The organism is Streptomyces sp. NPDC028907 (assembly GCF_055564995.1).
This window is the reverse complement of the sequence record NZ_JBVHVE010000010.1, coordinates 293,903-312,326: the sequence shown is the minus strand read 5'-3', so window position 1 is coordinate 312,326 and position 18,424 is coordinate 293,903. Positions and strand designations below refer to the sequence as shown.

Genomic DNA, 18,424 nt, shown 5'->3' with positions numbered 1-18,424 from the left:
CTTCCCAATACGTGGATCAGATACGGGCCGACGCCTCGGCGAGGGTGCCCGCGATGATCGCGGCGATACGGTCGAGGACGGCGCGGTCGCTGATCAGCGGGGGCGCGATCTGGACCAGCGGCGCGGAACGGTTGTAGACGCGGGCCAGCAGTCCGGCCTCGCGCAGTCGGCGCGGGATCAGGTCGCCGATCAGAGCGGCTCGGGCCTTGGTGCTGAAGCCGCCGTCGTCGAGGTCACCGGTGAGTTCGCAGGTGTAGAAGAACCCGGTGCCACGGACGTCGCCGACGATCGGCAGGTCCGTGAGCGCCGCCATGCGCCTCGCCAGGTCGCCCTGCAGACCGCGGACGTTGTCCAGGACGCGGTCCCGCTCCATGATCTCCAGGTTGCGCAGGGCGATGGCCGTGCTCAGCGGGTGCCCGGCGAAGGTGTAGCCGTGGTTGAGGACCTCACCGGGCCGGTTGATGACCTCGGTGACCTTGGTGCCGACCAGGGTCGCGCCCAGGGGGGCGTAGCCCGCGGTGATGCCCTTGGCGACGGTGACCATGTCCGGGCGGGCGCCGTAGCGGTCCCCGCCGAACCATTCCCCGATCCGGCCGAAGGCCGTGATGACCTCGTCGGCGACGAGCAGGAAGCCGTACCGGTCGGCCAGCGCCCGCAACCCCTGCCAGTAGCCCTCGGGCGGGGTGATGCAGCCGCCTCGGTTCTGCACCGGCTCGGCGATGAGCATCGCGACGGTCTCCGGGCCCTCGGTCAGGATCGCCGCCTCCAACTCGGCGAGCAGCCATGCCGTGTACACCTCGTCGTCCGCGAACTCCGGTGCGAGGCCGAGGCGGTTGGTGTTGGACACGAACCGGGTGTCGATCGCCGGTGGGCCGTACGGCTCCGTGAGGCCGGGGTCGTCGTTGAACGACAGGGTGCCGATGGTCAGGCCGTGGTAGGCGCCGCGCCGGGCGATCGCCTTGGTGCGGCCCGGCTCGCCGCGCAGGGCGTGGTAGCGGCGGGCTATCTTCCAGGCGGTCTCGACTGCTTCGGCGCCGCCGCTCGAGAAGAAGGTGTGCTCGATGTCGACGGGGGCGATCCGGGACAGCCGCTCGGCGAGTTCGATGGCCGAGGGATGCGCGGAGCCGGTCCACAGTGGGCTGTAGCACAGCTCGCGCAGCTGCCGTTCGGCTGCTTCGGCGAACTCGGGGCCGTAGGAGTAGCCGAGCTGGCAGCAGTACAGCCCTGACAGACCGTCGATGTAGCGGTTGCCGTCCGCGTCGTCGACGTACGGGCCCTCGCCGCGGCGGACGAGGAGGAGGTCCTCGCCCTCCGGGCCGAGCGAGCCGTTGGCGGTCATGTTCAGCAGCAGGTGCCGCTGGGCGGTGGCGGCGGTCAGCTGAGCCGCGTCGGTGGTCATACGGCCTCGCCTCCGGGGTTGGCGACTCCGACCGTGTTCTCGACCGAGAGCAGGGAGTCCTGCCGTCCGGAGCCGAGCCAGCGCACGAGGGCGACGAGTCCGAGGGCGAGGACGGCGAAGGCGGTCAGGAGTGCGCTGACGGCGGTCACGCTGGGGTCGATCTCGAAGGTGAGGGAGTTGTAGACCCGCACGGGCAGGGTGACGGTGTCGACGGAGGAGAGGAACTGGGAGATGTAGAACTCGTCGAAGCTGGTGATGAAGGAGAAGATCGCGGCGGCGATCATGCCGGGGGCGGCGAGGGGGAAGGTGATCTTCCGGGCGATGGTGAGGCGGCCGGCGCCCATGCTGGCGGCGGCGTCCTCCAGCCGCTCGTCGATGCCGCGCAGGGTGGCGATGAGGATCAGCACCGCGATCGGCGAGGCCAGCACGGTGTGTCCGAGGGCGATGGCGATCGGGCTGCCCAGCATCGCGGCCGGTTCGAAGAGGAGGAACAGGCCGAGTGCGGTGACGATCTGGGGGATGACGAGGGGGCCGAGAACGAGGGCGAAGACCGCTGAGCGCAGGGGGAGTTCGCTGCGGACCAGGGCGGTCGCCGCGGTGACGCCGATGATGAGGGAGAAGACGGTGCTCAGGGCGGCGACCAGGGCGCTCAGGGAGAGCGCGGCGGGCCATTTGCTGCCGTCGGCGAACAGAGCCTTGTACCAGTTCAGCGTCCATGCCTCGGGAGGGAAGGAGGCGAAGGCGTTGTTGCTGAAGGAGGTGACGAGGATGACGACGATCGGCAGCGCGAGGAAGAGCAGGATCACGGTGGCCACGGCCGTGAGGGCGATCCGTCCGGCGAGGGACTTGCGCAGCTCCATCATGTGGCGCTCCTCTTCTTACGGCTGGCGCCCAGCGAGGTCACGGCCTTGACCAGCAGCAGTCCGGCCAGGGTGAGGACCAGCAGGATGACGCCCTGGGCGGCGGCGCCGTTCCACTGGTTCTCCTTGGTGACCTGTTGGTTGATGAGGGTGGCGATCATGGTCTGGTTGGGTCCGCCCATCAGGGCCGGGGTGATGTAGTAGCCCAGCGAGAGGATGAAGCTGAGCAGTCCGGCGCTGGCCAGTCCGGGGGCGACCAGGGGCAGGTAGATGCGGCGGAAGATGGTCACCCGGCCCGCGCCCATGCTGGAGGCGGCCGCGAGCAGGCGGCGGTCGACCCCGCGCATCACTCCGTAGAGCAGCAGCACGGTGTAGGGCAGCATCATGGAGGTGGTGCCGATGACCACGCCGAGTTCGTTGTAGAGCAGCTGGAACGGCGCTCCGGGTACCGACATGGCGGTCAGGGTCTCGTTCACCAGGCCCTTGTCGCCGAGCATGATGATCCAGCCGTAGGTACGCACCAGAGCGCTGATGAAGTGCGGGACCACGACGATCAGCATCGCCAGACCCGCCCAGATGGGCTTGAGCCGGGTGATCGCCTGGGCCAGGAGGAACCCGAAGACGAGGCTCAGCGCGGCCGTTTCGGCGGAGATCCGCAGCGTCGTGAACAGCACCGAGAGGTTGACGCCGGTCAGGGCTTCGGCGTACCAGTGCAGGGTGAAGGAGCCGTCGGCGTCCTTCAGGCTGAGCAGCAGCGTGGAGAAGATCGGGTAGACGAACAGCACCAGCAGGTAGATGACGACCGGCAGCGCGTACAGGATCCCGACCCGCGTCCGGCGCGAGGCCAGGAGCTTGCGGGGGCGGGCAGGAGTGTTGGCGGTGAGGGTGGCGGCCATGGCTCACCCTGCCTGTTCGTCGGCGAAGAGGTTGACGTCGTCCGGGTCGGTGGTGATCCCGACCCGCTCGCCGGCGACCGGGCCGCGGCCCGCGGGTACCTCCAGGCGCAGCAGCGGCGCGTCACCGCCGTCGATGCGAACCCCGGCGCGGACCAGGGTGCCGACGTAGGTGGCGGTCTCGACCGTGCCGGTACAGAACCCGTCATCACTGGCGCAGGCCCGCAGCCGACCCGGCTGCACAGCCACCTTCACGGAGGCGCCGGAGGGCAGCTGATGGCGGCGCGCCTTGATCAGACCACCGCTGGCATCGAGGCGGACCAGGGTGTGCTCGTCGGTGTGCTGCTCGATGCGGCCGGGCAGGAAGTTGGCCGCGCCGAGGAAGTCGGCGACGAAGGGGGTCTTCGGCCGTTCGAACAGCTCCCTCGGGGTGTCGAACTGCTCGATCAGGCCGTTGCGCATCACCGCGATGCGGTCCGACATGACCAGCGCCTCTTCCTGATCATGCGTCACATAGATGACGGTCAGGCCCAGTTCCTGCTGAATGCTCTTGATCTCGACCTGCAGCTGGTCACGCAGCTTCTTGTCCAGGGCGCCCAGCGGCTCGTCCATGAGGATGACCGGCGGACGGTAGACCAGCGCCCGGCACAGGGCGACCCGCTGCTGCTGACCACCGGACAGCTCGCGCGGTTTGCGGCCGCCGAAACCGGACAGGCCCGCGATCTCCAGGGTCTCCCCGACCCGGCGGCGGATCTCGTCCTTGCTCACGCCGCGCAGGGTGAGCGGGAACGCGACGTTCTCGGCGACGGTCATGTGCGGGAAGAGCAGATACTGCTGGAAGACGAACCCCAGGCCCCGCTTCTGCGGGGCGAGCCGGGTGACGTCGCGGTCCCCGACGGTGATGGTGCCGGAGTCCGGTTCGCAGAACCCGGCGATCATCATCAGCGTCGTGGTCTTGCCCGACCCCGAGGAGCCCAGGAAGGTGACGAACTCACCCGCCGCGATCTCCATGGACGCCTCGTCGACAGCGACCACGCCCCCGTACGTCTTGCGCAGGGCCACCACCGACAGTGCTTTGCCGGTCGCGGTGGCCGGCTTGTTGCCGACCGCCTTCACCGACGGTGCGGCGATACCGAATTCAGCCACGAGCCCACTCCAACCAGCGCTTGGTGACGGCCGATTCGTTCTTCAGCCACCAGTCGATGTCCGTGTCGAAACCCTTGTCGTAGTACTGCGGCGCACCCGCGAGCCCGTTGCGCTCGTCCTCGCTGAGCTTCGCGTAAGCCAGCGGCGAGGACGGGTTCGACGGGAAGGCCTTCGCCAGGGCGGCCTGGCTCTCCGCCCGCAACGAGAAGTCCATCAACTGGTAGGCGGCGTCCGCGTTGGCCGCACCCTTGGCGATGGCGTAACCCTGGAACTGGCGGCGCATGCCGTTGAGCTGGCGCTCGACCGGGACACCCTGCTTCTGCAGGTCCGCGATCCGGCCGTCCCACACGGTGGACATCGTGACCTCCTGGCGGCTGAGGAGCACGCCAGGGAGCGGGCCGCTGTCCCAGAACTTCTTGATGTCACCCCGCAGCCGCGTCAGCACGTTGAAGGCGCGGTCCACATCCAGCGGATACAGCTTGTCCATCGGCACACCGTCGGCCAGCAGCGCGAACTCCAGCTCCGGCAGGTCACCGTCCGGGTTGCACATCGAACGGCCGCCCTGGAACGCCTCGGTGTCCCAGAAGTCCTCCCACGACTGCGGCTTCCTGCCCCCGAAGGCATCCGTGCGGTATGCCATACAGGCGCCGTAGAAACTGTTGCCGACGGCATGCTCGGTGATCTGGTTCTCCGGGATCTTCGCGCTCTTAAGGCTCTTGATCCGGTCGAGGTCCAGTGCCTCCAGGGCGTCCTGCTGGACGTACTTCGTGTGCGACATCATCGAGTTGTTGATGAGGTCGCACTGCGGGCGGCCCTGCTTGATCTGCGCCAGCAACGGGGCGTCATCCAGGTTCAGCACCTTGACGCCGATGCCGGTCTCCTGCGTGAACGGCGTGTAGATCGCCTTCTGCAGAGCCGCACCGTAGGAACCGCCGCTGTCGCGGACGACCACCGTCTTCCCGCCCTTGCCACCACTGCCGGCGCCGGACCGGCTGGTGCCGGTGCCGCAGGCGGAGAGGGCGGTCGCGGCGGCGACACCCGCCGTGACCCCGCCTATTCCTCGCAGGAACAGTCTGCGGTCTATTCGGGCATCTTTCATTTGGTGCCTCCTGGTGGTACTGGCCCTAGGAAGGGGCGGCTGGGGACGTGGAAAGGGGGGCGGCTGAAATGGGGGTCTAGGGGCGGGGATCCGCTTCGTCGGATCCGGCACCCAGACCGGGGCCCCGGAGGATGTCGGCCCGCGCGGTCGTGTCGGGGTCCCACGGGACGGCGAGGGCGGCGAGTTCGGTACCGGGGGCGACGGTGAGACCGTGCATGCCGTAGAAGATCCGGCCGTCGGCCGGGGCGTGGACGGTGTGCTCCGTGCCGTCGGTCGGGTCGACGATGCGGCCGAGGAGCTCGCCCTCGGCGACTTCGCCGATGACGTCGGCGTCGAAGGAGAACTCCGGGTACCACAGGCCGGTGGCCTCGGTGGTGACGCCGGCGGACCAGACCCATGTGCGGATCGAGGCCGGGGCGGAACCGTCCTGGTCGAGGACGCCCACATGGCGAAGTGCCTTCAGCAGGCCGTCGACACGGCGGAGGGCGGTGGCCTCGTCCCGCTGGCCGAGCTGGCCCACCTCGACGAGGACCGCCGAGATGCCCCGGCGGGCTGCGGCCGCGTGGCTGTTGCCGCCCTCGGGCGTCAGTCCGAGGATGACGTCCTCGATGCCGAAGGAGCCTGCCAGTTCGGCCGTCGCCTTGTCCAGGTCCGGGTCGCCGGTGAGGCGGTAGCCGACGAAGTCCCGCAGGACCTGGTCGATGCCGCCGCAGTGCAGGTCGATGTAGACGTCGGCGGCGTCGACCAGGTGGGTGAAGAGCCAGGCGGCCAGCCGCTCGGTGGGACCGCCGGCCGGGTCGCCGGGGAAGACCCGGTTGAGGTTCACGCCGTCGACCGGGGAGATGTTGAGCCGACCCTGGTACACGGCGGGTGGATTGGCGACCGGACAGATGATCACCTGTCCGCGCACCTCGGTGGGTTCCAGCCCGTCCGCGAGTCGCACGGCGGCGTCGATGGGCGGGAACTCGCCGCCGTGCACACCCGCGGTGATGACCACTCGGGGGCCGGAGCGGGAGCCGTTGACGAGGATCAACGGGATGTCCACGGTGAGGGTGCCGAGGTCCGCCTGGACCGTGCCACGGGCCTTGGTGCCGGGCTGGGCCTGAAGGGAGCCGACGGCGAGGGTGATGTCGTTCATGCTCATGCCTCCGTACGGCCGACGGTGGAGATGAAGTCGATGGGCTGGGGCGAGGCGCCGTCCAGCGCGAGGTCGGCGGCGATGTCGCCGAAGGCGGGCGAGAGTTTGAAGCCGTGGCCGGAGAAGCCGGCGAGCAGGATGACGTTCTCGGCGCCTGGCAGCGGGCCGACCAGCGGGCGGCTGCTCTCGGTGTATCCCTCCATGAAGACGGACAGGCGGGTCGGGTCCGGGTGCAGATCGGGCAGGTAGCGGCCGATCAGCTCGGAGAAGATGTCCAGCTCCTCGGGGTGCACGGTGCGGTCCAGCTGGTTGGGGTCGTCGGCGAGCCGGTGCAGCGCGCGGGACAGTCCGAGCTTGACCGAGATGCCGTCCGGGGAGGGCAGGCCGTAGCAGTGGGTGGGCGCCGTACGGATGAACGCCGGGCGCTCCTCGCCGAACCAGGCGTCGGGGGCGGTGGGCACGTACCAGGCGCTGACGAGGCGGCGGACTTCCACCTCCCACGGCAGGTCGGGCAGCAGGTCGTTGACCCAGGGGCCAGGCGTGACGACGGCGGTGTCGAAGCGCTCGCTGCCGGAGTCGGTGCGGATCTCCACGCCGCCCGCGACGGGAACGATCTCGCGGACCGTGCTGTAGCGGTGGATCACGGCGCCCAGTCGCTCGGCGCGGCGGGCGGCTGTCTGGATCGTCAGTTCCGGGCGGATGAACCCGGCGCGGCGGTCGAGTACGGCCGCGTCACCGTCCTCGATGCGGTACTGCGGGAATCGCTTGGCGAGCGTCTCGGCGTCCAGCACCTCGTGGTCGAGGTCGTGCTCCGCGATCGACTCGAGGACGGTGGCCATCTGCTGCTGCTCGGTCGGTCCCATGAGCAGGCACCCGGTCAGGCGCCGCAGCTCGCGGCCGGTCTCCCGCTGGAGCTTCTCCCAGAGGGCGTCGGCGTGCTTGAGGAGCGGAACGTAGCGGGAGTCCTCGAAGTGCGCGCTGCGGAAGATCCGGGACTCGCCGCCTGCGGCGCTGCGGTCGTGACCGGGTGCGTAGCGGTCGTATCCGACGACCTCGGCGCCGCGGGCCGCCAGCCGCCAGGCGGCCTGGCTGCCCATCGTTCCGACGCCGACCACCGCGACGCGCTTCCTGGCAGCTGACACAGAACTTTCCTTTCGTCTCGCCGAGGCGCATGCTGGGCCTTCGACGTGAGGCTGTTCGATTCGAGATGGTTTGGGCGGGAGCCAGGTCCTCCTTGTGGGCCTGAGGCTCGCAACCGCCGCGTCTCGCAGTCCGGCTCACCTTCGGGGGATCTCCCGGCGGGCCGTGCCACATTGTGGAATGCTGTGCTAGAATCTGGCACAGAGAATGGCAGTGGCCCAGAGGGGAGTCAAGAGGGTGTCCAGCAGAATTTTCGAGGATTAACAGGGGGAAACCGGATGGAAATGAAGAGCGTCACCAGGTCGCTGCGCGTCCTGGAGGCGGTCGCCCAGCATCAGCCCGTGACCGTGGGAGAGTTGACGAAGATCTTCGGACTGCCGAAGTCCACCGTGCAGCGCACCCTGGTCACACTGGCGGAAGCCGGCTGGCTGCGCGCCAACCGCAAGGACACCACCCGCTGGGAGATCGGCGCCCGCGTCCTGGCCGTACGACCCGCCGCCCTCCAAGGCTCCAGCCTGTTCGCCGCAGCCCGGGAACCCATGATCCGGCTCCGCGACGCACTCAACGAGACCATCCACCTGTCCGTACCGGACGCACTGCAGTGCATGGTCGTCGTCGACCGCGTCGACTGCGACCACGCCGTACGCACCTTCCACACGATCGGCGACACCTCACCCCTGCACGCCACCGCCGTCGGACGCGCCGTCCTGGCCCACCTTCCGAGGCGGGACGTCGAAGAACTCATCACGGCAGGGCTGGAGCGGTTCAGCGACACGACCCCAGCCGAGCCCGACGAGCTGCGAGCCGAGCTGGAGCGGATCCGGACCGACGGCTACGCGATCAACCGCAACCAGTACCGGCCGGGCGTCTGCGCCGTCGCCGCCGCCGTGCTCGACGAGGACGGCACCCCGCTGGCAGCCGTGGCCATCTCCATGCCCGACGCGCGGTACGACAGCGAACGCGCGCCCAAGTGGGGCCGCCTCGCCGCCGACACGGCCGCGGAGATCTCACAGCGCCGCCTGGGCATCTGAACGGCAGTCGACGGCCGCAAGCCGTCGACCGCGGGCCGGCTCGCACGCGCCAGTGCGCGAGCCGGCCCTCGGCTTTGCGTCACCGCAGCCACGATCCTGTGCCCGGCCGGGGGGGAAGGCCGGGCACAGGACGGCCGCACCACACGGCACGGCAGGCACGGTCAGAGCCCTGCCGCTGTCCATCGCCGCGGGGAATCGGGATTCACCTTCACGCCCTGCCAATCGTGCCATATTGTGGAACGCTGTGCTAACATCCGGCACGACCATGACGGTGACCCCTTGCTGGAGTCACCCGGCGAGAACAGGAATCCACAGGCCTGAGGGGGCATCGGATGGAAATGAAGAGCGTCACCAGGTCGCTGCGCGTCCTGGAGGCGGTCGCCCAGCATCAGCCCGTGACCGTGGGAGAGTTGACGAAGATCTTCGGACTGCCGAAGTCCACCGTGCAGCGCACCCTGGTAACACTGGCGGAAGCCGGCTGGCTGCGCGCCAACCGCAAGGACACCACCCGCTGGGAGATCGGCGCCCGCGTCCTGGCCGTACGACCCGCCGCCCTCCAAGGCTCCAGCCTGTTCGCCGCAGCCCGGGAACCCATGATCCGGCTCCGCGACGCACTCAACGAGACCATCCACCTGTCCGTACCGGACGCACTGCAGTGCATGGTCGTCGTCGACCGCGTCGACTGCGACCACGCCGTACGCACCTTCCACACGATCGGCGACACCTCACCCCTGCACGCCACCGCCGCCGGGAACGCCGTCCTGGCCCACCTGGGGAAGTCCGAGATAGCGGAGGTCACCGCGGGGACGCTGGAGGGTTACGGCGAGGAGACCATCACCGAGCCGGACCGACTGCGGGCGGAACTCCACCGCGTGAGAGAGCGTGGCTACGCCGTCAACCACAACCAGTACCTGCAGGGGGTCTGCGCGATCGCGGCACCCGTGCTCGACGGAGCGGACACACCGCTGGCCGCCGTGGCCGTCTCGCTGCCCGACTCCCGCTTCGAGTCCGGACGGCTGCCCGAGCTGGGCCGGCTGGTCGCCGAGACGGCGGCGGAGATCACCGCCCGGCACCTGGCCTGACGTCCCTCCCCGCGGGAGGCGGGCGTCGCGCTTCGGCGTCACTTCACGATCACGTAGATCTTGCGCACGGTTTCGATGGTCTTCCAGACACCGGCGAAGCCCGGCTTCATGACGAAGCTGTCGCCTGCCTTGTAGACCACCGGCTCGCCGCCTTCCGGCGTGAGTTCGACGACGCCGGAAAGGATGTGGCAGAACTCGAAGGTCTCGCCCTTGATCGAGCGTGTCTCGCCGGGCGTCGCTTCCCAGACTCCCGTATGGATCATCTCCCCGCGGGCGATGTCCTGCGGCCAGGTCATGAATGCGGGGTCGCCGGAAACCAGACGTTCCGGCAGTGGGCCGGACCGGTGCGGCGGGGAGGAGGGATGGGTGTCGATGGTCTTCAGGAGCGACATGTTCCTTCTTTCCTGGACTTGAGAATTGGTGGCCGCGGCCTCGGTCGATCCATCGGCCTGGGCATGAACACCTTCATCGCACGGGCACCGCGAGGTACTGGTACTCCAGGAACTCGTCGATCCCCACCCGGCCGCCCTCGCGGCCCAGCCCGGACTGCTTGACGCCGCCGAAGGGCGCGGCCGGGTTGGACACGAGACCCGTGTTCAGCCCCACCATGCCCACCTCCAGCCGTTCACTCACCCGCAGGGCACGGTCGAGGCCCTCGGTGAAGACGTAGCCGACCAAACCCCAGGGGGTGTCGTTGGCCCGGCGGATCACCTCGTCCTCGTCGTCAAAGGTGAGGATCGCCGCGACGGGGCCGAAGATCTCCGTGCCCATCAGGCGGCTGCCGGGATCGACGTCGGCCAGCACCGTCGGCGGGTAGAAGCAGCCGGGACCCTCGGGCCTACGGCCGCCGACGAGCACCTGCGCCCCACGCTCCACCGCGTCGGCGACCAGCTCCTCCACCTTGGCGCGCCCCGTCCTGTCGATCAGCGGGCCGACGTCGACGCCGTCCCGGGTGCCCGGACCGACGACCAGCGCGCCCATCCGTTCGGCCAGCCGCCGCCCGAACTCCTGCGCCACCGACCGGTGCACGAAGAAGCGGTTGGCGGCCGTGCAGGCCTCACCCATGTTGCGCATCTTGGCGACCATCGCACCGTCCACGGCCTTGTCCAGGTCGGCGTCCTCGAAGACCACGAACGGCGCGTTGCCGCCCAGCTCCATCGAGGTCCGTACGACCGCCTGAGCGCTCTGGGCGAGGAGCAGCTGCCCGACGGCCGTGGACCCGGTGAAGGACAGCTTGCGAATCCGCCCGCCGCGCAGGAGCGGTTCGCACACCTCCCCCGCACGGGAGGTGGTGACGACGTTCAGCACGCCGTCCGGCAGCCCGGCCTCCTTGAGGATCGCGGCGAGGGCAAGGCTGGACAGAGGGGTCTGCGGAGCGGGCTTGAGCACCATCGTGCAGCCGGCGGCGACCGCCGGGCCGATCTTGCGGGTGCCCATGGCCAGCGGGAAGTTCCATGGGGTGATCAGCAGGCAGGGGCCGACCGGACGGCGGGAGAGCAGCATGCGGTTGCGGCCGTCCGGCAAGGTGGCGAGGCCGCCGTCGATACGCACCGCCTCCTCGGAGAACCAGCGGAAGAACTCGGCCGCGTAGGCCACCTCTCCCCTGGCCTCCGCCAGCGGCTTGCCCATCTCGGACGTCATGAGATGGGCGAGCTCGTCGGTGCGCTCGATGATGATCTCGTAGGCGCGGCGCAGGATCTCGCTGCGCGCCCGGGGCGCCGTACGCGCCCACTCCGCCTGCGCCCGCACGGCCGCTTCCTCGGCCAGCCCCGCGTCCTTCGGGCCCGCGTCGGCGACATGGCAGAGGACCTCGCCGGTCGCAGGGTCGTCGACGGGCATGGTGGCGCCGTCCGCGGCGTCCACCCAGGTGCCGCCGATGAACAACTGCGTGGGTGTGTCGGTCATGAGTTCTCTCCTGGTTGTCCGGGTCGGTCGGCGGCGGGGTCGAGCAGTTCCGCGAGGTGCAGGGCGCGAATACCCCGGTCTCCGGCGAGGTGGTCGATCTGGGTGGCGCAGCTGAAGCCGTCGGCCACGACGACCGCCGGCGTCTTCGGGTCCACGTCGTCGAGACGCGGCCGCAGGGCGAGCTCGGCGACGGCCATCGAGGTGTCGTAGTGCTGCTCCTCGAAGCCGAAGTTGCCGGCGAGTCCGCAGCAGCCCTCGGCCTCGTCGACCTTCGTCACGCCGAGGCGGCCGAGCAGGTCGCGGGGGTGGCGGCCCTTGAAGGTGGCGTACTCGTGGCAGTGCGTCTGCAGCACGACCTTGTCCGGCAGCTCCGGTGGCGCCCAGCCGGGTGCGGCGAGGTCGGTCAGGGCTCCGGTGAGGGTGTGGACGCGGGCCGCGACGCGCCGGGCGGCGTCGGTGCCGAGGAGTTCGGGCACGTCGCGCTTGAGCGCGGCTGCGCAGCTGGGTTCGGCCACGACGATGGGCCGGTCGTCGCCGTTGTCCAGGTGGGCGACGGTGCGGGCCATGATGCGGCGGGCGAGCGACAGCTGTCCGGTGCTCACCCAGGTCAGGCCGCAGCACAGGTCGTCCTCGGCCGTGCACGGGATGCCGGCGTCGGCGAGGACGCGGCTCGCGGCCCCGGCGACCTCGGGACGGAAGGCGCGGGTGAAGCTGTCCACGAAGAGCAGCGTGTTCGCCGGTTCGCCGGTCCTCGCCGTGCGCAGGGCCCGGCGCAGCGCGTGCCGTGAGGCGAAGGCCGGGATCCGGCGTTTCGTGGTAACACCGCCGAGGCGCGCGAGCAGCTTCCCGACGGGTCCGCGCAGCAGCGCGTTGACCGGGCGGGCCGCGTAGCCGACGAGCCTGGACGTCAGGGGCAGCCAGCCGAGGGAGTAGTGGGAGCGGGGTCTGAGCCTGCCCTTGTAGTGCTGGTGGAGGAACTCCGCCTTGTACGTGGCCATGTCGACGCCGACCGGACAGTCGCTGGAGCAGGCTTTGCAGGACAGGCACAGGTCGAGGGCGTCACGTACTTCCGAGGAGCGCCAGCCGTCCTGGACGGTTCCGCCGCGCACCATCTCCTGGAGCAGCCGGGCCCGGCCGCGGGTGGAGGCGTTCTCCTCCCCGGTGGCCCGGTAGCTGGGGCACATCACGCCGCCGACGTCGCTGCGGCAGCGGCCGACCCCGACACAGCGGCGTACGGCGCCCGCGAAGCCGTCGTCGTCGTGCGGGAAGGAGAAGAGAGTCTCGACGGGCAGTACTTCGGAGGGGGTGTGCAGCGCCAGGTCGGCGTCGAGACGGGCCGGGGCCACGATGACGCCCGGGTTGAGCAGGCCCTCGGGGTCGAAGATCTCCTTGAAGGCGGCGAACGTCCGGGTCATCCGGTGGCTGTACATGACCTCCAGCAGCTCGCCCCGGGCCCGTCCGTCGCCGTGCTCGCCCGACAGGCTTCCGCCGTGCTCGACGACCAGGGCGGCGGCTTCGGAGAGGAACCGGCGGGTGGCGGCCCGCCCCGTGTCCGTGGCGAGGTCGAAGTCGATGCGTACGTGGACGCAGCCCGCGCCGAAGTGCCCGTACAGCACGCCGGTCAGGCCGTGCGCGGCGAGCAGCTTGCGGAAGTCACGCAGGTAGGCGGCCAGGTTCTCGGGGGCGACGGCCGCGTCCTCCCAGCCGGGCCAGGACTCCCCGCCGTCGACCAGGCGGGCGGCGAGCCCTGCCCCGTCCTCGCGGACCCGCCACAGCGAGCGCCGCTCGGCCGGACTGTGCACGACCCGCCCACCGGTCATCCGTCCCTGCGCTTTGAGCACGTCCAGCAGTTCGGCGGCGCGGGCGTCGACGGCCGCCTGGTCGTCGCCGTCGAGCTCGACGTACAGCCAGGCACGCCCCTCGGGGAGTCCGGTGACGGAGTCCGCGCCGCGCCGGGCCCGCATGGTGGCGACGATCGCCTCGTCCATGCCCTCCACGGCGGTGGGGTTCCACCGCAGGATCTCGGGGACGTCCTCGGCGGCGTCGACCACGTCGTCGTAGCCGAGGGTGAGGAGGGTGGAGGCCTGTGCGGTCGCCACCAGGCGGACCGTCGCTGCGGTGACGACCGCACAGGAGCCTTCGGTGCCCACCAGTGCGCGGGCCATGTCGAAGCCGTGCTCGGGCAGCAGGTGGTGCAGCTGGTAGCCGGAGACCTGGCGGGGTACCCGGCCCAGCTCGGTGCGGATCGACGCGAGGTTGCCGTCGATCAGGCGGCGTACGTCCGCTGCCAGGCCGGCGACTCGCCGGACGGCGTCGGTGTCGTCCGGGTCGGCGGCCCGCAGTCCGGTGCGGTCGGCGACGGCCCGCACTCCGTCGGCCGTCACGATCTCCAACGCCTCGATGTGCCCGCTGGTGCGCCCGTGCCGGACGGACCGGTTGCCGCACGCGTCATTGCCGATCATGCCGCCGATGGTGCAGCGGCTGTGCGAGGAGGGGTCGGGGCCGAAGGTGAGCCCGTGCAGGGCGGACGCGGACCGCAGGGCGTCCAGGATCACTCCGGCCTCGACGCGCGCGGTGCGGGCCACCGGGTCGATGTCCAGGATCCGGTTCAGGTGGCGGGAGAAGTCCAGCACGACGCCGGGACCGACGGCGTTGCCCGCCATGCTGGTGCCGCCGCCGCGTGCGGTGACCGGGACTCCTGTCTCCCGGCAGGCCCGCAGCACCGCGACGACGTCGGCGGCGCTGCGGGGAAAGACCACGGCCCTTGGCGGGACCCGGTAGTTGGAGGCGTCGTAGGCGTAGAGACCGGTGGAGCCGGGGCCGGTCTCCACCCGCAGGCCGGGAGCGGACTCGGTGAGCCGCGCGACCAGCCGTTCCAGGGCCGTGGTGGTGTCCGTCATCGCCGTGCCGCGCCCGATGTGCCGGCCTCGACCGCGGTCGCCCACGCCTGCAGGCCCTCGTCCACCGCGGTCTCGTCGATGACGAGCGCCGGGATCATGCGCACCACCTGGTTCCAGGCACCGCACAGCAGCAGGAGCAGGCCCTCGTCGACGGCGGCGCGCTGGACGCGGGCCGCGGTCTCGGGGTCGGGGCTGCCGTCCTCGGTGACGAACTCGGTGGCGAGCATGAGGCCGAGGCCGCGCACGTCGCCGATACCCGGTGTCCGGTCGGCCACCGCCTCCAGACCCTGCCGCAGCCGCTGGCCCATCGCCTCGGCGTTCTCGACGAGCTTCTCGTCGCGTACGACGTCGAGGGTGGCGCAGGCCGCGGCGCAGGCGACGGCGTTCGCGCCGTACGTCCCGCCCTGCGAGCCGGGCCACGCCTTGGTCATGAGCTCCTCGGAGGCGGCGATGCCCGACAGCGGGAAGCCGCTGGCCAGGCCCTTGGCGGTGACGAGGATGTCGGGTGTCACGCCGAAGTGGTCGTGGCCCCAGAAGCGGCCGGTACGGCCGACACCGGTCTGCACCTCGTCGAGGACGAGCAGGAAGCCGTGACGGTCCGCGCGCTCGCGCAGGCCCTCCATGAAGGCGCGGTTCGCTGGGACGTAACCGCCCTCGCCGAGGACGGGCTCGACGATGATCGCGGCCGTGTCCGCGGGCGAGGAGATCGTCTGGAGTGTGTAGTCGAGCTCCTTCAGGGCGAAGCGGGTGGCGGTCTCCTCGTCCCAGCCGTACCGGTAGGCGGACGGGAAGGGCGTGACGACCACGCCGCTCATCAGCGGGGAGAAGCCGGACCGGAAGCGGGTGCCGGAGGTGGTCATCGAGGCGGCGGCCACCGTACGCCCGTGAAAGCCGCCGTGGCAGACGATGACGTTGGGCCGGCCGGTGGCCTGGCGGGCCAGGCGCAGCGCTGCCTCGACGGCCTCACTGCCGGAGTTGGTGAAGAACAGACTGTCGAGCCCTTCCGGCAGTACCTCGCCGAGCTTCTCGACCAGTCGTCGCAGGGGCTGGTGCATGACCGTCGTGTACTGGCCGTGGATCAGTGATCCCACCTGCTCCTGAGCTGCCGCCACGACCTTGGGGTGGCAGTGACCGGTGCTGGTGACGCCGATGCCGGCGGTGAAGTCGAGGTAGCGGCGGCCGTCCTCGTCGAAGAGGTGGACGCCCTCGCCCCGGGCCGCCACCACGGGCGTGGCCTGGCGAAGGTGCGGCGACAGTGCGGTCATGTTCGTCTCCCGGCCTCGGTGTTCGGTCTGCTGCGGTCCTTCGAGCATCTCGGCGCAACGGGGACCCGCCAACGCGCGATCTGTCCGGCCGGGAGGCGACATCCGGACGTTGTGTCAGCCTCATCGGGGGCACGCCTGGAACCGACCGCTCATGGACCGTCTTGCGCAGGTCAGAGACGCTTGTCACAGTGGCCGGGCACTCCCCCGGGCTCCGGGCCGAGTTCGAGCAGGAACCCTTGGAGAGACCGTGAACGACAACCACCCGGCCGGCCAGGGGCCCACCCGTCCGGTCACCGTGGCCGACGTCCTGGCGCTTCCCGTCCTGGCCGCCGGACGGCCCCATGTCGTCACCGGCGCGGCGCACCTGGACCGTCCGGTCCGCTGGGTCCACATCACCGAGCTGACCGACCCCGCGTCGTTCCTCAAGGGCGGCGAACTCGTCCTCACCACCGGGATGCCCCTGCCGCAGGACGCGGTCGGCGTGCGCCGGTATGTCGACGAACTCGCGGACATCGGGGCCGCGGCCCTGGTCATCGAACTCGTACGCCGCTACCACCGCCCGCCGGACGCGCTCGTCGACGCCTGCCGCCGGCGCGGCCTGCCCCTCGTCACCCTGGCCAAGGACGTCAACTTCCTGGAGGTCACCCAGGTCGTGCACGCGCTCCTGCTCGGCAACCAGGCGGAGGCGATGCGCCGCACGCAGCGCATCCACGAGGCGTTCACCACCCTGACCCTGCGCGGTGCCGGGCCGGAGGACGTGGTGCGAGCGGCGGCGGAGATGAGTGGGCGTACGGTCGTCCTGGAGAACCTGGTGCACCAGGCCCTGATCTGCGAGCCGTCCGGGCTCACCGTCGAGGAGGCACTCGCCGACTGGGAACGGCGCTCCAGGGCGACCGGGCCCGGCGACAGCACAGCGGTACGCGGTCCGGAGGGCTGGCTCACCGCCTCCGTCGAGTACCAGGGCGAGCGCTGGGGTCGTGTGGCCATGCTCCCGGCACGCACCGAAGGAGCGACCTTCGGGCCGGAGGACATCACCCTGCTGGAGAGGACCGCGATGGCACTGACCGTCGCGCGCCTCATCCACCCCACTCCCTGGGAACGCGCCGCGCACCGGAACGCCCTGCGCGACCTCGTGGAGCAGCGCCACCGCTCCGCGGAGGACGCCCGCGCCCGCTGCTCGGCACTGGGCCTGCCGACCGCCCGGAGCCGCTTCGTCGCCACCTTGGTGGACCTGCGCGCCGGGGAAGGGGGAACCGAGATCGAGTCCCGTCTGCTGCAGGAACTGAGAACGGCAGGCGTGCGGGCCCTCGTCGGCGAACTGGCCCCCGACCGCCTCGGCGTCCTGCTGGCTCTGCGCACCTCCCAGACCTGGCGCCCCCTCGTCGAGCGCCTGTCCGGCACGGTACTGAGCCTGGCCCCGGAAGCGGTCGTGAGCGTCGGCTCCGAGGTCACGGACCTCACCGACGCCGCCCGCTCGTTCCGCGAGGCGGCCCGCGTCGCCGAGGCCACCCCGCCCCACCAGCCCCTCCCGCCGGACCGCTCCTTCCACGAGCTGTCCGACATCGGTCTGCGCCGCCTGCTGTACGCCGTCCGTGAGGACGCCCGGATCCAGGAGTACACCGAACGGCAGCTCCGGCGCCTCATCGACCACGACACCCAGCACGGCACCGATCTGCTGACGACCCTGCGCCACTACCTCGACGCGGCCGGCAACAAGACGACCGCCGCCCGCCGGGGCGGCCTCTCCCGCGAGACCATGTACCAACGGCTGCGCACCATCGAGCGTCTCCTCGCCCGCGACCTCGAATCGGGCGACCAGCGCACCGAGCTCCACGTGGCACTCACGGCACTCGACGTGTCGAGAGCCGGCTGACCGGAATCCCGGTGCGCGGCACGGCCGCGAAGTCCTGGTTGTCGGCGAAGGCGTCGTTCGCCTGGTGGCCCACGTAGTCGTGCAGCGGCAGCTTGGTCGAGGCGTCGAACTCGGTGTCACGGAGTTGTTCGACCGAGATCCGCGCGCCGAGCCGATCGCCCACGAGGTCTGCGCCCCTCAGATCCGCGTTCGTCAGGTTGGCGTCAGTGAAGTCGACGGCAGCCAGTTGCGCGAAGGCGAGTACGGCACGAGCCCTGTGACAGATCGGCGCGCCTGAGGTCCGTGAACGACAGGTCCAGCGGTTGTTCTCCACCGCTGGGACGGCGCACCAGTACCGAGAGTGCGGCCTGGACGTCATCCTTTGGACCACCGTGTTGTAGTCCTTCTCCGAGTCCCTCATGATCCGTTCGAGTGAGTAGATGCCTCCCAGTCGGCTCATGAGGCCACTGTCGGCTGGCGTGGACAGAAGTTTGATCGCCTCCGCGTAGCGTTCGGTGACGTGACCTTCGCGGGTCAGAGCGGCTTGCTCTCTGTCCTTCTTCCTGGCGTACTCGAACTGCTCCTGGCTCTGCTCGTACAACGAGAGCGGTACGGCGATCGTGCGCTCCACCTTCGGCTTCATGCCGGACAGCTTGGCCCGCGCCGCACCACCCCGACCGTCGAACACCGATAGTCAGAGCAGAAGTTGATGTC

Annotated in this window: 15 protein-coding genes; 3 read left to right on the top strand and 12 right to left on the bottom strand. The window is 70.4% G+C overall.

What is annotated here, in order from left to right; translation table 11 throughout:
• Positions 1-16: 16 nt before the first annotated feature.
• The 7 genes from ACZ4UU_RS29735 to solA all read right to left on the bottom strand — a co-directional run bounded on the left by ACZ4UU_RS29735 (position 17) and on the right by solA (position 7,737).
• On the bottom strand, positions 17-1,399 hold the full coding sequence (locus tag ACZ4UU_RS29735) for an aminotransferase class III-fold pyridoxal phosphate-dependent enzyme (protein ID WP_471906445.1): 1,383 nt from the start codon (positions 1,397-1,399) through the stop codon (positions 17-19).
• Positions 1,396-2,262 carry an ABC transporter permease gene (locus ACZ4UU_RS29730; RefSeq protein ID WP_471906444.1) on the bottom strand — a complete coding sequence of 289 codons (867 nt, stop codon included), beginning with the start codon at positions 2,260-2,262 and terminating at the stop codon, positions 1,396-1,398. The genes ACZ4UU_RS29735 and ACZ4UU_RS29730 overlap by 4 nt, the downstream gene beginning before the upstream one ends.
• Positions 2,259-3,155, bottom strand: coding sequence for an ABC transporter permease (locus ACZ4UU_RS29725; RefSeq protein WP_471906443.1), 897 nt, complete (start codon positions 3,153-3,155; stop codon positions 2,259-2,261). The genes ACZ4UU_RS29730 and ACZ4UU_RS29725 overlap by 4 nt, the downstream gene beginning before the upstream one ends.
• A 3-nt stretch (positions 3,156-3,158) precedes the next feature.
• Entirely contained in the window at positions 3,159-4,298 is a 1,140-nt protein-coding gene (locus tag ACZ4UU_RS29720) for an ABC transporter ATP-binding protein (protein WP_471906442.1), read from the bottom strand.
• Entirely contained in the window at positions 4,291-5,397 is a 1,107-nt protein-coding gene (locus ACZ4UU_RS29715) for an extracellular solute-binding protein (protein WP_471906441.1), read from the bottom strand. Before ACZ4UU_RS29715 ends, ACZ4UU_RS29720 begins: the two co-directional genes overlap by 8 nt.
• A gap of 76 nt (positions 5,398-5,473) precedes the next feature.
• Positions 5,474-6,535, bottom strand: coding sequence for a succinylglutamate desuccinylase/aspartoacylase family protein (locus tag ACZ4UU_RS29710; protein ID WP_471906440.1), 1,062 nt, complete (start codon positions 6,533-6,535; stop codon positions 5,474-5,476).
• Between the two features lie 2 nt (positions 6,536-6,537).
• Entirely contained in the window at positions 6,538-7,737 is a 1,200-nt protein-coding gene (gene solA, locus ACZ4UU_RS29705; RefSeq protein ID WP_471906519.1) for an N-methyl-L-tryptophan oxidase, read from the bottom strand.
• A gap of 222 nt (positions 7,738-7,959) precedes the next feature.
• Between solA and ACZ4UU_RS29700 the strand changes: the two genes are divergently transcribed.
• Positions 7,960-8,706 carry an IclR family transcriptional regulator gene (locus tag ACZ4UU_RS29700; RefSeq protein WP_471906518.1) on the top strand — a complete coding sequence of 249 codons (747 nt, stop codon included), beginning with the start codon at positions 7,960-7,962 and terminating at the stop codon, positions 8,704-8,706.
• Between the two features lie 338 nt (positions 8,707-9,044).
• Positions 9,045-9,788: an IclR family transcriptional regulator gene (locus tag ACZ4UU_RS29695; RefSeq protein ID WP_471906517.1), complete on the top strand. Its 744-nt coding sequence runs from the start codon at positions 9,045-9,047 to the stop codon at positions 9,786-9,788.
• A gap of 38 nt (positions 9,789-9,826) precedes the next feature.
• Here the strand turns inward: ACZ4UU_RS29695 and ACZ4UU_RS29690 are convergent, their stop codons facing one another.
• From ACZ4UU_RS29690 to ACZ4UU_RS29675, 4 genes are all read right to left on the bottom strand, one after another.
• Positions 9,827-10,180, bottom strand: a complete 354-nt coding sequence (locus ACZ4UU_RS29690) for a cupin domain-containing protein (RefSeq protein ID WP_471906439.1) — start codon at positions 10,178-10,180, stop codon at positions 9,827-9,829.
• Positions 10,181-10,253: 73 nt separating this feature from the next.
• Positions 10,254-11,693 (bottom strand): NAD-dependent succinate-semialdehyde dehydrogenase, encoded by a 1,440-nt coding sequence (locus ACZ4UU_RS29685; protein ID WP_471906438.1) that lies wholly within the window; start codon positions 11,691-11,693, stop codon positions 10,254-10,256.
• The gene (locus ACZ4UU_RS29680) at positions 11,690-14,593 is read right to left on the bottom strand and encodes an FAD-binding and (Fe-S)-binding domain-containing protein (RefSeq protein WP_471906437.1); all 2,904 of its coding nucleotides are present in this window, start codon (positions 14,591-14,593) and stop codon (positions 11,690-11,692) included. Before ACZ4UU_RS29680 ends, ACZ4UU_RS29685 begins: the two co-directional genes overlap by 4 nt.
• Entirely contained in the window at positions 14,590-15,858 is a 1,269-nt protein-coding gene (locus ACZ4UU_RS29675; protein ID WP_471906436.1) for an aspartate aminotransferase family protein, read from the bottom strand. Before ACZ4UU_RS29675 ends, ACZ4UU_RS29680 begins: the two co-directional genes overlap by 4 nt.
• 247 nt (positions 15,859-16,105) lie before the next feature.
• On the opposite strand from ACZ4UU_RS29675, the gene ACZ4UU_RS29670 reads away from it, so the two are divergent.
• On the top strand, positions 16,106-17,731 hold the full coding sequence (locus ACZ4UU_RS29670; RefSeq protein WP_471906435.1) for a PucR family transcriptional regulator: 1,626 nt from the start codon (positions 16,106-16,108) through the stop codon (positions 17,729-17,731).
• Here ACZ4UU_RS29670 and ACZ4UU_RS29665 read toward each other — a convergent pair.
• Complete coding sequence (locus tag ACZ4UU_RS29665; RefSeq protein ID WP_471906434.1) at positions 17,700-18,353, bottom strand: pentapeptide repeat-containing protein; 654 nt, start codon at positions 18,351-18,353, stop codon at positions 17,700-17,702. The two genes, ACZ4UU_RS29670 and ACZ4UU_RS29665, sit on opposite strands and share 32 nt — an antisense overlap.
• Between the last annotated feature and the right edge of the window lie 71 nt (positions 18,354-18,424).

Coding starts and splice junctions, on each gene's coding strand:
- ACZ4UU_RS29735 (WP_471906445.1), bottom strand. CDS start 1,399: ATGACCACCGACGCGGCTCAGCTGACCGCCGCCACCGCCCAGCGGCAC.
- ACZ4UU_RS29730 (WP_471906444.1), bottom strand. CDS start 2,262: ATGATGGAGCTGCGCAAGTCCCTCGCCGGACGGATCGCCCTCACGGCC.
- ACZ4UU_RS29725 (WP_471906443.1), bottom strand. CDS start 3,155: ATGGCCGCCACCCTCACCGCCAACACTCCTGCCCGCCCCCGCAAGCTC.
- ACZ4UU_RS29715 (WP_471906441.1), bottom strand. CDS start 5,397: ATGAAAGATGCCCGAATAGACCGCAGACTGTTCCTGCGAGGAATAGGC.
- ACZ4UU_RS29710 (WP_471906440.1), bottom strand. CDS start 6,535: ATGAACGACATCACCCTCGCCGTCGGCTCCCTTCAGGCCCAGCCCGGC.
- ACZ4UU_RS29700 (WP_471906518.1), top strand. CDS start 7,960: ATGAAGAGCGTCACCAGGTCGCTGCGCGTCCTGGAGGCGGTCGCCCAG.
- ACZ4UU_RS29695 (WP_471906517.1), top strand. CDS start 9,045: ATGAAGAGCGTCACCAGGTCGCTGCGCGTCCTGGAGGCGGTCGCCCAG.
- ACZ4UU_RS29690 (WP_471906439.1), bottom strand. CDS start 10,180: ATGTCGCTCCTGAAGACCATCGACACCCATCCCTCCTCCCCGCCGCAC.
- ACZ4UU_RS29685 (WP_471906438.1), bottom strand. CDS start 11,693: ATGACCGACACACCCACGCAGTTGTTCATCGGCGGCACCTGGGTGGAC.
- ACZ4UU_RS29680 (WP_471906437.1), bottom strand. CDS start 14,593: ATGACGGACACCACCACGGCCCTGGAACGGCTGGTCGCGCGGCTCACC.
- ACZ4UU_RS29675 (WP_471906436.1), bottom strand. CDS start 15,858: ATGACCGCACTGTCGCCGCACCTTCGCCAGGCCACGCCCGTGGTGGCG.
- ACZ4UU_RS29665 (WP_471906434.1), bottom strand. CDS start 18,353: ATGAAGCCGAAGGTGGAGCGCACGATCGCCGTACCGCTCTCGTTGTAC.